The sequence below is a fragment of the Mycobacterium alsense genome, from assembly GCF_002086635.1.
In the GTDB taxonomy this organism is placed as follows: Bacteria; Actinomycetota; Actinomycetes; order Mycobacteriales; family Mycobacteriaceae; genus Mycobacterium; species Mycobacterium alsense.
Map to the genome: position 1 here is coordinate 1 of NZ_MVHD01000031.1, position 12336 is coordinate 12336.

Genomic DNA, 12336 nt, shown 5'->3' on the forward strand with positions numbered 1-12336 from the left:
GCGTCGAGCTGGTCGACGACGTAGGCGACGTGCAGGCTCGGCTCGTCGCCTTCGATGTCGCCGGACACCATCGTGCACTGATTGATGAGTGCGGGGGCGACAACATCAAGCGGGGCGAACGTGTACTCATCCCGTGCCCAGCCTGGCGCGGTTGTCGAGGTGGTGATGTCTGTCATTTCAGATTGCCTTCCAGGTGCGCACGGGAAACCCGCGCGTGAAATTCAACGGGGGTTTTGCGCCGGCTGGGTGTCTCACCTCTTGGCCGGGCCCGCACCTGGCGTGGCAGTCGCAGCACTCATCTTACAAGGGGCACCGACAGATCCGGCGTTATTCGCTGCCGCGGGGGCTGAATGCCTCCACCCATTTGTTGCCGTTTGGCGTGTGCGCGCTGGCGCCCGAACGCAGGGAGCCGAGCGGCTTGCTCGGTTTGACGGCCACGATGCCGAGCGCCTCTTTGGCGTCCTGCGCGGCCTGTTGGACCTTGGCGGCGTCGGGTACGCCGGTGTCGTCGACGAGGTCTTCGATTTTGGCTCCGGATGCCCATAGCGCGGCCGGTTTCATACCGAGCGCGGTGACCTGGGTGTCGATGGCCGCGCGTTGCATGGCCTCGAGCCGGGTTGCCAGCGCGGCGTTTTGGGATTCGGCGTCGCGCAACTTGGTACGCCACTTCGCGGCTTCGTGGTTCGGGTTGCCGTCTTCACCGTCAGCGCCGTCCTGGGGGCCAGCAGTGTCCGCGTCATCGGCCGATGCACCTTCGCCGCCGTTGCCTTCGATCGCGGCTGCGGTAGCTGCGGCCAATGCCTGCCATGCCTCCGCGCTGGGTTCAGGTGGCGCGCCGCTGGCGGCTTGTGGCGCGAACGCGTTCGCAAAGTCGGCGTTCGGCTCGGCTGCATTGGTCGCGGCTTCGGTGTCACTCATCGTCTTTGTCCTTCCTCGGGTTTCGGCATGATTGCTCTGCCGATGGTCACGTGTTCGGTGAATGGCCCGTTGTTGGTCAGGTGGGTGATGGCGGCCCGGGTGTGCCTCAGCGCGATGACATCATCAGCCGGCTTCGGTTCGCCGCGCTTGACTCGATCACTAGGCGCGCGTTGATGGTTATCAAATGCGGCCCGGATCGGGTCGGGCGCACCCGGTTCGGCGTTGGTGTACTCCTGATTCATTGCCGCTTCCTTTCAGTGGCGGGTTGGGGTTGTCGAGTCGGTCCGCGATGCCTTGAAGCACATGCATGAGCGCGAAAATCTCGGGCACGGTCAGATCGAATGGGGCGATGCGCTGCCACAGGCGCGCGACCTCGCCGAGCAAAGGGCGGGTGTCGAGCGCGTAGGAAACCGTGGTGTCGCTCATGCCGTCTCCCTGGTGCCCAGCCCGTTGAGGCGGTTCTCGATCGCCACGCGACGGCAGTCGAGGTGTATCTGGCCCGCGCCGCCGACGACCGGATTGCCGCAGATGTTGCACAGCATCGGATCGCTTTGGACCGAATGAGCCTTTGCTAGCGCGCGTTGCACACGTTCGGTCATGCCGGGCGTGGGTTCGGTTGGTGCACCGGGCGTTACGGTTGTTACGGTCTCGGTGTTTCCGCTGATAGATGCCGGTTCGTGTGCCGTAACAGTTGGCGTAACGCTCGAAGCTATCGCGTCGCCGGCGCCGTTGTGGGTCCCATTCGCGCAGGTCAGATCCTGCGTAACACTCGTGACAGCCGTAACACTGGTATATGCACCGGTAGCAATCTTGAGGATGCGTTCGCCCTTTGCCAGTCGGTTGAGGTAGACCCGTGCAGTGTCGCTGTCGATGCGCAGCGCCTCTGCCACATCGGCGGCGGTTGTGTGGTTCGCCGGTGCACGCTTGTTGACGACGGCGATGACGTCCATTGCACGCTCGCCATAGTGCTTGCTGTCGCGGCGCTTCTGCGCCTCGGCGGCAGCCTCGGCCAGTTCATTGCCAGCCAGAGTCCATGTCCCTTCGCTGACGGTGAACGCGTACTCGCCTTCGGGTGCATCACGTCCCGTGACTTGCAGCGTGGCCTCGGTGCTGGTGCGTTGCCGGCGCAGCACCAACACGTAGTCGGCAGCACCCGCGAGTCCGAGCGTCCCGGACAGGTCATCAACGAAATCTTCCGATGACGCCTTGCGCGTGTGGTGCACGCCGAGGAGCGCGCTGCCGGGAAATGCGTCGACCACAGTCTTGAGCGCAACGCCGGCTTGGTAATCGGCCAAGTAGGCGTCGTCGCCGCGGCGGCGCTGTTGCCGTGCACGCCCCAAGGTGTCGAGGATGACCAGGCCGCGGGGATGGTGCATCAACCATTCCGCAATCGTGGGTATGAGCAGGCCAGGACCGACTTGCGTCAGGATGTGCAGCCGATGCGGTGGCGGGGTGTCGTCACCCCATACCGCCCTGATACGAGCTTGTAGGCGCCTGGGCGAATCTTCTAGTGCGAGAAGGAAAACGTCCCGCTGGTGCGCCGACACCTTCCCGAACGCCTTGCCGCCAGCCGCAACGGCCAAGGCGATATTCAGCGTCCACCAACTTTTGCCGAGCTTCGGAGGTCCTGCCACGATCCCGAACCCCTCAGTGATGACGCCATGGATGAACTGCACCAGCTCGGGAAACACTTCGTGATTCAGCTCTGCGGCGCTCACCACATTGGCCAGCAGCCCCGACTCGTCGACTTGCGCGTCGTCGTTCATGCGACCTCCCAGGCCGCCGTAATCCGTTGCGCAAGGCGTTGACTGCAGCCACCGGAGCGTGACATCCGGCGCAGACCTTCGCGGTCGGGTGCCGGTAGCAGGCCGTGGCCGAGTAGGTGGTGTGCGGCGTCGGCGTAGCCGGCCGCCGTCGGCCCGTAGTGCCACGGGTCGGACCGGCCGCACTGCAACACAGGGAGTCGCCGCGATGCAGCGCGGCGACGGCGCAGCGGTGTAGTCTGCCGGGTAGCTGCTGCTCTAGAGATCCCCTCGGTGCCCGCCGGGGGGTTCTCTCGTTCTGGTGGCCCGTTCATGCTGCCCCGCCCTGCATGGGTGTGAGCACCGCATCGAGGTCGGCGATTTTGACCTTGATGATCCGATTGCCGAGGCGATAGCCCGGAAGACGCTTGGCCGCGATGAGACGCCGAATCGTCTTGTGGTCAACGTCGAGATACGCGGCGGCTTCAGGGATTCCGAGATAGGCAGGCCGTTGCTCTGGTTGCCGCCGGCTTCTCCGGTTCGGGCTTGATTTCAGATTCGTCGGCGGCGTGGATTGCTGTGTAGCCACTGAAACCTCCCAGGGGCATGACGAACTGCCCTCTGCTGGGAGGTTGCGCTGGCCGGAACGATCACCGGATCACAGCACGTGTGACTTTACACGTCTGGTTGCCATTGGGTACTTCTGGACACGCGCGGGTAACTTTTCATTTGATGAGCGCGCTCAGCGACGCTGCCACGATCCCTTGATTCGCCAGCATGGTTAGAGTTTCCGAAAAACCCGGCTCCCGCGCCGTCTTGGTGAGGATGCACCGGTCGCACTTGAGTCGGTACCGGTCCCATTTGGGTTGCCGACCACCGCCGCGTTTCGCGAGCCCTCTGGCCGTAAGCATCCGTGGTGCCCAGCGCCGCGAGACGTCGGGGAAGCGCCAGAACATCGCGACGATGTACAGGCCCTCATGGCGTCCGAGCTCGATGTGAATGAGTGCGTCCTGATTTGGGCTGTCATCCGGTGCTCGCATGAACAGGCCAACCGGTGCTGACGTGTGGCTCTCTGCGTCACAGTAGATCGTCATATACTGCGGCTTCTCTGTCATCAGTCCAATTCCTTTTCCCCAAGGGCGATCTTGGACAGCGCATCGGCGATTTGAGCGTCCCGATCCGCAGCGATGTGCTGGTACTTCAATGCTGCCGAGACCGTGGAGTGGCCGAGCCGTCCCATGAGTTCGGCTAATGTCGCACCGGTTTGGGCAGCCAGTGTGGCGCCGGTGTGGCGCAGGTCGTGGAAGCGCAAATCGGGTCGCTTGGCCTTGTCACGCGCCGGGTAGAAGTAGCGATAGAGCGATGACGGTTGAAGGTGTCCGCCATTGATGGCCGGAAATAGCAGTGATTCGCGGCCGGCTCCGGTGTGTCTTTCAAGGTGCTGCTCGACAAACGGCATCAAGTGGGGCGGGATGGTGACATCCCGTGATCCCGCAGTGGACTTGGGTGTTGTGATGCGCATTTCGCCGTCGACGCGGACGACGCCGCGGCGGATCTGAATGACGTTTCCGACGATGTCTTTGCGCCGCAGCTCGGCGAGTTCGCCAAACCGCAGAGCGGCCCAGGCGGCCAGCAGGACCATGAGGCGCAGCCGTTCGGGCATTTCGGTGGCGATGGTTTCCAGCTCGGAGAGGGTTGCGGGTCGGATCTTGAGCCGGCGTTCAGTGTTCCCTGCGCCGGAGATCGTGCAGGGATTGGTGTCCGCGATTCCCTCCGATGCCGCGGTGCCAAGGATCGTCGACAGCAACGAGTAGGCGTGGGCGCGGATCACCGGCGCCCCGATGGCGCAGGTGGCGTACCACTTGCGCACGGCGTCGGGATTGATGGCACGGGTCGTCACGTGACCAAACGTGGGGTTGATGTGTTGATCGAGTAAAGCCTCGTAGTGCGCCCGTGTTCGGTCCTTCAGTGGACGGCCCTTCACTGTGCGGCGCTTCAGCCATTCGTCTGCGTAGTCGGCGAACAACGCGTTCGGCCGATCGTCCTGTCCGCTCGACGGCGACCAGAGATTGCGGTCGATTTCGCGGCGCCGATCGGTAAGCCAGGCTTCGCCGTCTTGCTTGAGCGCGAAGGTGGTTGGCGCTTCGTAGAGCATGCCGTCGGGTCCGGTGTAGGAGGCCTTCCAGCGGCCGGAGCGGAATTGCCGCAATCTGCCGAAGCTGCGCCTCTGCTTGCGCTCTGCTGTTGTCACTGTTGCCGCCCTTTGCACCACATATGCACCACTATAGTGGGTAGGTGTGGTTAATTGTGGTCAAGCTTGGTTAATGCTACTGTTTGATGTGTCGCCTGGTCAGAGACCTTCTGGCGCAGGTCAGCAACAGTATAGAGGACCCTGGCTGAGACTGGTTCAATCCCAGTATCGCGCACCAGCATCGTCGCAGGTAAGCGACGGTAATTTAGGTGAGCCATCCAATGACCCGGGCAATAACCAGTCAATAGCATTCGATGGCGCCGCCGACCTATTGCCCGGACCTATGCTTCTGCAATGTTCTCGGAGACGCGCTATGCGATGAACGGCGACTTGGGCGTCGCCTATCGCGCGTCGCCTGAGGGTCCTCGCGACATCGTGTTCGTCCCGACCTGGTTCACCAACTGTGAGGTCATGCCGGACGTGCCCTCGAACCGAGGCTGGATCGAGGCAATGACGTCGGTCGGTCGGCTGATCCTCCTCGATCAACCCGGCACCGGCGCATCCGATCCCGTCGCTCCGGATGCGCTGCCCTCCTTGGAGCAATTTGGCGACAGCATCACCGCGGTCCTCGATGAGCTGGGCAGCCGCGAAGCGGTCCTCGTCGCTGTCGCCGGCGCATTCGCGCCCGCGGCACTATTCGCCGCGGCATACCCGTCTCGCACCACATCGCTCGTCGTGCTCGACGGTTTTGCGGACCCGGTTACCGCGACCGCTGACGGCCGGACGCTCGAGGAACTCCGCGCCATCTTCGTCGCCATGTGGGGAACTGGAGAATACGAGCACCTGGTCAATCCAGACATGCCGTGGAACGAAGAGATCCGCTCTGCATGGGCCAGGGCGGAACGGCTCGGCGCAAGCCCCCGAACCGTTTCACTCATGTGGCCGCTTGTGGCCAAGGCGGACGTCCGGGCGGTTCTGCCGACAATCCGTGTGCCTACACTCGTCCTCCATCACAGCGACAACCCGATCGTCACGCCCGCAAAGGGCAGGTACATCGCCGAGAACATCCCCTGCGCGAAATACGTCGAGCTGCCGGGCCGCAACCTGTACCACTTCGTGGAACCGTGGCACGAGTCGTTTCGGGTGATCGCCGAGTTCCTTACCGGCGAGCAGCCTGCGGTGGCTGACGACCGGGTTCTGGCCACGGTGCTTTTCACCGACATCGTGGACTCGACGCGCAAGGCCGCCGAGATGGGTGACCGTGACTGGCATGCGTTGCTCGACGCGCACGACGCCGTCGTCCGGTCGCAGCTCGCCCGTTTTCGGGGCCGCGAGGTGAACACCTCCGGTGATGGCTTCCTGGCGATGTTCGACGGCCCGCAGCGAGCGATCCGGTGCGCCATAGCAATCGCGGCGCGCTGCATGCACTGGGCATCGAGGTGCGCGCCGGGCTACACACCGGCGAGTGCGAGGTCCGCGGTGATGACATCGGCGGGATCGGCGTACACATCGGCGCGCGCGTGAGCGCACTGGCCGGAGCGAACGAGGTGCTGGTGTCCAGCACGCTGCGCGACCTCGTGATCGGATCAGGCCTCGAGTTCGAAGACCGCGGTACCCACCAACTGAAGGGCGTGCCCGGAAAATGGCGTCTCTGCGCCGTCGCCGCCGGATAGAAAGAAGTTCGGCAGACTGACCTATCCAGCCCCCAACGACATTCACAGCGAAGAAAGGCGCGACCGTGATCGAGCAACTGCCCGAAATGGGCCGACGTCAACTGCTCGGGATCTCGATGTCGGTTGCCGGCGTCGCTGCCGTCTCGGCATGCGGCAGCCCGCGAACCAAGACGGTCCAGCCGGGCACACCTTCAGACGCGGAAGTCCCCGTCACTCCGCCCGAGGACTTGATGCGCGAGCACGGCGTACTCAAGCGCATTTTGCTGGTCTATCGAGAGGGGATCAGGCGCCTGCAGGCCGGCGATAAGACTCCCGCCCAAGCGCTCAACGCGGGCGCGGAGATCATTCGAAGCTTCATCGAGGACTACCACGAACACTTGGAGGAACAATACGTCTTCCCCAAGCTCGAACAGGCGGGCCAACTGACGGACGTCACCGCCGTATTGCGCACCCAGCACCAGCGCGGTCGCATCCTCACCGACCGGACGCTCGCCGCCACTTCCGGCGCAGGAGTGCCCGACAAGGCTGGACGAGACGCACTGATTCGGGACATGTCCGCGTTCATTCGGATGTATGAGCCTCACGAGGCGCGCGAAGACACGATCGTGTTCCTGGCACTGCGCGCTGTAGTGCCCGCAAAGGAGTTTCGCGACCTGGCTGAGACTTTCGAAGACGAGGAACACCGGCGGTTCGGTCAGAGAGGCTTCGAAGGCGTGGTCGATAAAGTCGCCGATATCGAAAAAAGCCTCGGCATCTACGATTTGAGCCAGTTCACCCCGACCTGAGAGCAGCGCATGCCGCCTCGTTGATTCGAGCCTCCCCGCTAGCCACGGACGCGGCCCTCCACGCTATCGGACTTCCGACCTAGCAATCGCCGACTTGATAGAAGACTTTCTTCAAAGGAATGGTCGGCGAAATCAGGGTGCTGTAGCCGGGGTTGTCGGTACGCCACGCCACCTTGGTGCAGTAACCGGGCTCGCTGAGACCGAGGGCAGGGCCACGTAACTCATCGAGCATGGGTCGGCAATTGTAAAGGTCAGCCGAAGAAACGATTTCGGCGCGGTCCACCGCCCCCGGCACGCGGCGCCAGATGATGAGGTCGTCGATCGTCGGCAGGTTGCAGGGCGGCGACGGCGCCTCGACGATCGGGTCGATGGCGACCTCGCTACGGGCCATCGGCGCGACAGGCAACGCACACGCCGCAGCGACCAAGGCCGCCGGAGCCGCTAAGCGGACGGCCCACGCGCTCGCCGCACGGCGTGCGCCCCGCTGGCACTTGAAAATGTCAAACCTGCCCGCCATCTGAAGTCTCCTCCCTTGAGCGGCGCGAACCAGGATCTCGGTAACTCAGCCCGGATGGCTGTTCATGCAGGTCAAAACAGTATTGCGAAGTTTGCCATCGACGAGGTCAATCCAGTATCCACCGGCTCCGGCGAAGGTCAATGGCGGTGTCTACGGGTTCTCCTCGATCACGCACTGCACGATCGCATTGGCCAGGCGCTCGTCGAAGCCCGAACGCGCCAGATTCTGAGCTTCCGCGGATGGGGAAACGCCGGACTTGAGATCCATCTGGACGGTTCCGACAAGCTGCGCATTCGTCGGGTCGTGACTGCTGATCGGGACGTTCTTGACGCTTCCCACGCAACGGCGGTAACCGCTGAGGTCGGCCTGCGCGGACGGCGCCAGCACAACCGGGGCGAGGAATAGGACGGCATTGGCGAGGCCGGCCGCCGCGGCGACACAGGAAAAACGCATGCTCGCATCCTATCGCTGATGGTGCCGAAAGCAAAGGGTATAAACGGCCACCGCCCACCCGAAACACGTTGCCGCACAGTGCAATATTGCGAGCGAATTCGACTGCGCCGCAACGCTAGACAGGTTTGCTGTGGATGGGCTCTCAGGGCCTACCGACGCTCACACCGGGTCGGCCCTCATGTCCATGTCGATGGTTCCCTGGCACGCACCGCTGAAGATCTCGGTGTGCATGACGCCGGCCAGCGACCCATCGGGCTGGGGCGTGTAGCGCACCTCGGAATGGGCCGGATTCCACTGGATGGTCGTGTCGGGCATCATGCAGTCCCACTGGAAGTCGCTGACCTGCTTCCAGGACGACCCATCCCAGGTGAATTGCACCGGCTGCGGAACCGTCGGGTTGCTCGGCGGCGGGCCGCTGACGATCGTCGCGACGCACTTTCCGCCCGAACAGCTCGAACGCAACCCATAGGTGTCGGTGTGCTGCACCTCGGGGTCGCCCACGGCCATGCTGGTCCCGGACTTCGGGCCGACCATGAACGTGATCGCGTAGGTGCCGTTCCAGGACGGATTATCGGCGCGCGCGGCCGGGCCGACCGGCAGCGCGATCGCGAGCGACGCGGCGCCCAGCGCGACGAGACTTCTCCAGCCGTCAGGAGCCATCGGTTTCTCCTCTGGTCGCGACCCCAGCTACATCCTGTTACGCCGCGCCGCCGCCGACAAGCTTCCCGCCGCGACTCAGCCCGCGCGCTCGGCCGCGTCCTCCAGGAGATCGGCTGTGCGGGCGACGCTTTCGGCGGCAGGAGTCATCCGCGAGGCGACCTCGCGGGCGCGGGCGGCGCACCGCGGGGTCAGGACGGAACGCAGGTCCGCGGCCAAAGACTCCGACGTGGTGGCCGCAAACGGGCGCCCGGTGCCGACTCCCAGCCGCTCCACGCCGGCCGCCCAGACCGGCTGATCGAGCCACAGCCACAGCACCAACGTGGGGATCCCGGCCCGCAGGCCCGCGGCCGTGGTGCCCGCGCCGCCGTGGTGGACGACGGCGCGGCACGCCGGCAGCACGGCCGCGTGGTTCACCGCATCCACCACCCTGACGTGATCGAAACGCGGCACATCGGCAAAGTCGTTGGGGCCGCTGCAGATCAGCGCCCGCTCGCCCAGCCGCGCGCAGGCCGCCCCGATCATCGCGACCATCTCGGCCGGCGACGCGATCGGCGTGCTGCCCAGCCCGAAGCAGACCGGCGGCGTCCCCGCGCCGATCCACGACAGGACGTCGCCGTCGGCGGCCGCCGCCAATCCGAGCGTCAGCGCGCCGACGAAGGGCCCCTCCGATGCGACCCAGTCGGCGGCGGGCCCGGGCAGGCACAGCGCGTCGTAGGCCTGGATTTCCAGCGCCGCGGGCCCGACCCCCGCGGGCAGGCCGAGCGCGCGGCGCTGGCCCGCCGAGGCCTCCCTGATCGCGCTCGAATACAGCACCCCGGTGGGCAGCAGCCGCGCCGGGAAGAAGTGCAGCGCGGCCAGCGGAATGCCGCAATGCTCGGCGACGTTGGCGGCCAGTTCCTGCTCGTTGATGCCCGCCACCAGCAGGTCGGCCCCCGTCGCCAGCGAGGTCAGCGTGGCGGTCTTCGACGTCCAGACCTTTGTGAGGCCTTGCATGATCTCGCCGAGCGCACCGATCGGGTTCGCGCCGGCGCCGACGAGGCCGGCGGCCGCGCTCTGCTGCTCCCGCGTGTCCGGGCCGTAGGCGACCGCGTCGACTCCCGCCGCCTCGACGAAGCCGACCATGTCGGGCGGGGCGGCCATGCGGACGTCGTGGCCCCGGCGCCGCAGCTCCCGGCCGACCGCGACGCAGGGTTCGACGTCGCCGCGGCTTCCGTAGCCGGCCAACGCGATCTTCATCGCCGGAAACCTAACGCAGTTGAGTGACACCGCGCAGCCGAGCATATTTGGCTGCATGCATGTGATTAACGGGGTGCGGGACCCGGCGGTGAGTTTCCCGATCGCAACGACGGCGGACGACGCGAGCGAGCGCCGCCAGGCCAACCGGGCGGTGGCCGTCAGCGCCGTCGGATTGGCGCTGACCGGCATGCTCGAATTGGTCATCGCGCTGGTGTCCGGGTCGGTGGCGCTGCTCGGCGACGCGCTGCACAACCTGTCGGACGTTTCGACCAGTGCGATGGTGTTCATCGGGTTCCGGGCGTCGCGCAAGCTCCCCACCGAGCGTTACCCCTACGGCTTCGAACGCGCCGAGGACCTCGCCGGAATCGGTGTGGCCCTGGTCATTTGGGGCAGCGCCGCCGTCACCGGTTTCGAGAGCGTCACCAAGCTGCTGCGCCACGGCGGCACCGGGCACCTGGGCTGGGGCGTCGCCGCCGCGGCGGTGGGCATCGCGGGCAACCAGCTGGTGGCCCGCTACAAGCTGGTGGTCGGACGGCGGATTCGCTCGGCGACCATGGTGGCCGACGCCAAGCATTCCTGGCTCGACGCGATGTCCTCGGCCGGGGCGATGGCGGGGTTGATCGGCGTGGCGTTCGGCTGGCGCTGGGCCGACCCGGTGGCCGGAATCGTGGTCACGGCGTTCATCTGCCGGGTCGGCTGGGAGGTGACCACCGACATCGCCCACCGCCTGCTCGACGGCGTCGACCCCGAGATCATCACGACGGCCGAAGCCGCCGCCATGACGGTTGCCGGTGTCACGCACGCGCACGCCCGGGCGCGCTGGACGGGCCGGACCCTGCGGGTCGAGGTCGAGGGCTTCCTCGAACCGGGAACCCCGCTCGCACAAGCGGATCGGATCGGCCGCGGCGTGGCCTCGGCGCTGACGCCGCGGATCCCGGACATGCACAGCTTCACCTGGACGGCGCGGGCCGCATCCACCTGATCACGCTGAACCGTCCCGAGCGGGCCTAGCCGCCGGGCGACAGCGCCTGCGGGCAATAGACGTTCGCCGCGATCGCGGTGAACCTGGCGGCGTTGTCGCCGTGCAGCCCGGAGTTCTGCGCCTGGATCGCCTTGACGACGTCGACCATCTGCGTGCCGTTGCCGACCTGCTGGCACACCCATTTGCCGGCGCCGATCGCCCGGGCCGGGTCCGGAAAGGTGATGCCGGCCGCGCGGAGCGAGGCGAGGAACGCGTCGTCGTTGTTGTCGGCGCGCGCGGGCCCGGCCAGGCCGACCAGGGCGGCCAGGCTCGCCAGCGCCAAGAGCAGTGACTTCACAACTCCACGATCCTCCCAGAGCGACGGCGACGGCGCCATCGGTCCAGAACGTCAACCCACGGTTGACACGCTCGCCGGCGTCAACCTAGTGTTGACGGCATGTCCCAGCCGATCTCCTACCCCGTCCGCCTCGACGAGCTGATCAACGCGATCAAGAAGGTCCACGGCGACGTGCTCGACCAGCTCGCCGACGCCGTGCTGGCGGCCGAGCACCTGGGCGAGGTCGCCGACCACCTGATCGGGCACTTCGTCGACCAGGCCCGCCGGTCGGGGGCGTCGTGGACCGACATCGGCAAGAGCATGGGCGTCACCAAGCAGGCCGCCCAGAAACGGTTCGTGCCGCGGGCCGAGCCCACCACCCTGGACCCCGAACAGGGCTTCGGACGCTTCACGCCGCGGGCCCGCAACGCCGTGGTGGCGGCCCAGAACGCCGCGCACGAGGCCGGCAACGCCGAGATCACCCCCGACCATCTGCTGCTCGGCGTCCTCAGCGATCGCGCCGCGCTGGCCACCCAGCTGCTGCAACGGCAAGGGGTCGACGTCGAGGCGCTGCGCGCCGCCGTGGTGCTGCCGCCCGGCTCCGCCGAAACGCCGGAGCTGATCCCGTTCAGCGGCCCGGCCCGCAAGGCGCTCGAGCTGACCTTCCGCGAGGCGCTTCGCCTCGGCCACAACTACATCGGGACCGAGCACATGCTGCTGGCGCTGCTCGAACTCGAGGACGGGGCCGGACCGCTGCACCGGGCCGGCGTCGACAAGGACCGGGTCGATGAGGAGGCGGCGGCGGTGCTCGAAGCACTGGCCGGCGGCAAGAACCCCTCCCCTTCGCCGTAGCGCGTGTGCGA

At 66.2% G+C, this 12336-nt stretch carries 14 protein-coding genes and 1 pseudogene; 4 read left to right on the forward strand and 11 right to left on the reverse strand.

Features of this window, described 5'->3' with window-relative positions; all coding sequences use genetic code 11:
• Positions 1 to 327: 327 nt before the first annotated feature.
• From BST11_RS16900 to BST11_RS16925, 6 genes are all read right to left on the reverse strand, one after another.
• Complete coding sequence (locus BST11_RS16900) at positions 328 to 918, reverse strand: hypothetical protein (protein WP_083139084.1); 591 nt, start codon at positions 916 to 918, stop codon at positions 328 to 330.
• 180 nt (positions 919 to 1098) lie between these two features.
• On the reverse strand, positions 1099 to 1344 hold the full coding sequence (locus BST11_RS16905; protein WP_083139085.1) for a hypothetical protein: 246 nt from the start codon (positions 1342 to 1344) through the stop codon (positions 1099 to 1101).
• Positions 1341 to 2684 carry an AAA family ATPase gene (locus BST11_RS16910; RefSeq protein ID WP_083139086.1) on the reverse strand — a complete coding sequence of 448 codons (1344 nt, stop codon included), beginning with the start codon at positions 2682 to 2684 and terminating at the stop codon, positions 1341 to 1343. Before BST11_RS16910 ends, BST11_RS16905 begins: the two co-directional genes overlap by 4 nt.
• Positions 2685 to 2991: 307 nt before the next feature.
• On the reverse strand, positions 2992 to 3249 hold the full coding sequence (locus BST11_RS28600) for a helix-turn-helix domain-containing protein (RefSeq protein ID WP_244897683.1): 258 nt from the start codon (positions 3247 to 3249) through the stop codon (positions 2992 to 2994).
• A 136-nt stretch (positions 3250 to 3385) separates the two neighbouring features.
• Positions 3386 to 3775: a hypothetical protein gene (locus BST11_RS16920; protein ID WP_083139087.1), complete on the reverse strand. Its 390-nt coding sequence runs from the start codon at positions 3773 to 3775 to the stop codon at positions 3386 to 3388.
• Complete coding sequence (locus BST11_RS16925; protein ID WP_083139088.1) at positions 3775 to 4911, reverse strand: tyrosine-type recombinase/integrase; 1137 nt, start codon at positions 4909 to 4911, stop codon at positions 3775 to 3777. The genes BST11_RS16920 and BST11_RS16925 overlap by 1 nt, the downstream gene beginning before the upstream one ends.
• A gap of 294 nt (positions 4912 to 5205) precedes the next feature.
• On the opposite strand from BST11_RS16925, the pseudogene BST11_RS16930 reads away from it, so the two are divergent.
• Positions 5206 to 6524 (forward strand): annotated as a pseudogene (locus BST11_RS16930) (adenylate/guanylate cyclase domain-containing protein).
• 86 nt (positions 6525 to 6610) lie between these two features.
• The gene (locus tag BST11_RS16935) at positions 6611 to 7309 is read left to right on the forward strand and encodes a hemerythrin domain-containing protein (protein WP_083139138.1); all 699 of its coding nucleotides are present in this window, start codon (positions 6611 to 6613) and stop codon (positions 7307 to 7309) included.
• Positions 7310 to 7388: 79 nt separating this feature from the next.
• Here BST11_RS16935 and BST11_RS16940 read toward each other — a convergent pair whose 3' ends face one another.
• The 4 genes from BST11_RS16940 to BST11_RS16955 all read right to left on the reverse strand — a co-directional run bounded on the left by BST11_RS16940 (position 7389) and on the right by BST11_RS16955 (position 10175).
• The gene (locus tag BST11_RS16940) at positions 7389 to 7826 is read right to left on the reverse strand and encodes a hypothetical protein (protein WP_142276401.1); all 438 of its coding nucleotides are present in this window, start codon (positions 7824 to 7826) and stop codon (positions 7389 to 7391) included.
• A gap of 150 nt (positions 7827 to 7976) precedes the next feature.
• Positions 7977 to 8279: a hypothetical protein gene (locus BST11_RS16945; protein ID WP_083139090.1), complete on the reverse strand. Its 303-nt coding sequence runs from the start codon at positions 8277 to 8279 to the stop codon at positions 7977 to 7979.
• A gap of 159 nt (positions 8280 to 8438) precedes the next feature.
• Positions 8439 to 8939 (reverse strand): Rv2253 family sensor-like surface protein, encoded by a 501-nt coding sequence (locus BST11_RS16950; RefSeq protein ID WP_083139091.1) that lies wholly within the window; start codon positions 8937 to 8939, stop codon positions 8439 to 8441.
• A 75-nt stretch (positions 8940 to 9014) separates the two neighbouring features.
• On the reverse strand, positions 9015 to 10175 hold the full coding sequence (locus BST11_RS16955) for a glycosyltransferase (RefSeq protein ID WP_083139092.1): 1161 nt from the start codon (positions 10173 to 10175) through the stop codon (positions 9015 to 9017).
• Between the two features lie 55 nt (positions 10176 to 10230).
• Here BST11_RS16955 and BST11_RS16960 point away from each other — a divergent pair, with 55 nt between their 5' ends.
• Positions 10231 to 11157: a cation diffusion facilitator family transporter gene (locus BST11_RS16960; protein WP_083139093.1), complete on the forward strand. Its 927-nt coding sequence runs from the start codon at positions 10231 to 10233 to the stop codon at positions 11155 to 11157.
• Between the two features lie 25 nt (positions 11158 to 11182).
• Here BST11_RS16960 and BST11_RS16965 read toward each other — a convergent pair whose 3' ends face one another.
• The gene (locus tag BST11_RS16965; protein ID WP_240492163.1) at positions 11183 to 11494 is read right to left on the reverse strand and encodes a DUF732 domain-containing protein; all 312 of its coding nucleotides are present in this window, start codon (positions 11492 to 11494) and stop codon (positions 11183 to 11185) included.
• A gap of 99 nt (positions 11495 to 11593) precedes the next feature.
• Here BST11_RS16965 and BST11_RS16970 point away from each other — a divergent pair, with 99 nt between their 5' ends.
• Positions 11594 to 12325 carry a Clp protease N-terminal domain-containing protein gene (locus tag BST11_RS16970; protein WP_083139094.1) on the forward strand — a complete coding sequence of 244 codons (732 nt, stop codon included), beginning with the start codon at positions 11594 to 11596 and terminating at the stop codon, positions 12323 to 12325.
• Positions 12326 to 12336 lie beyond the last annotated feature (11 nt).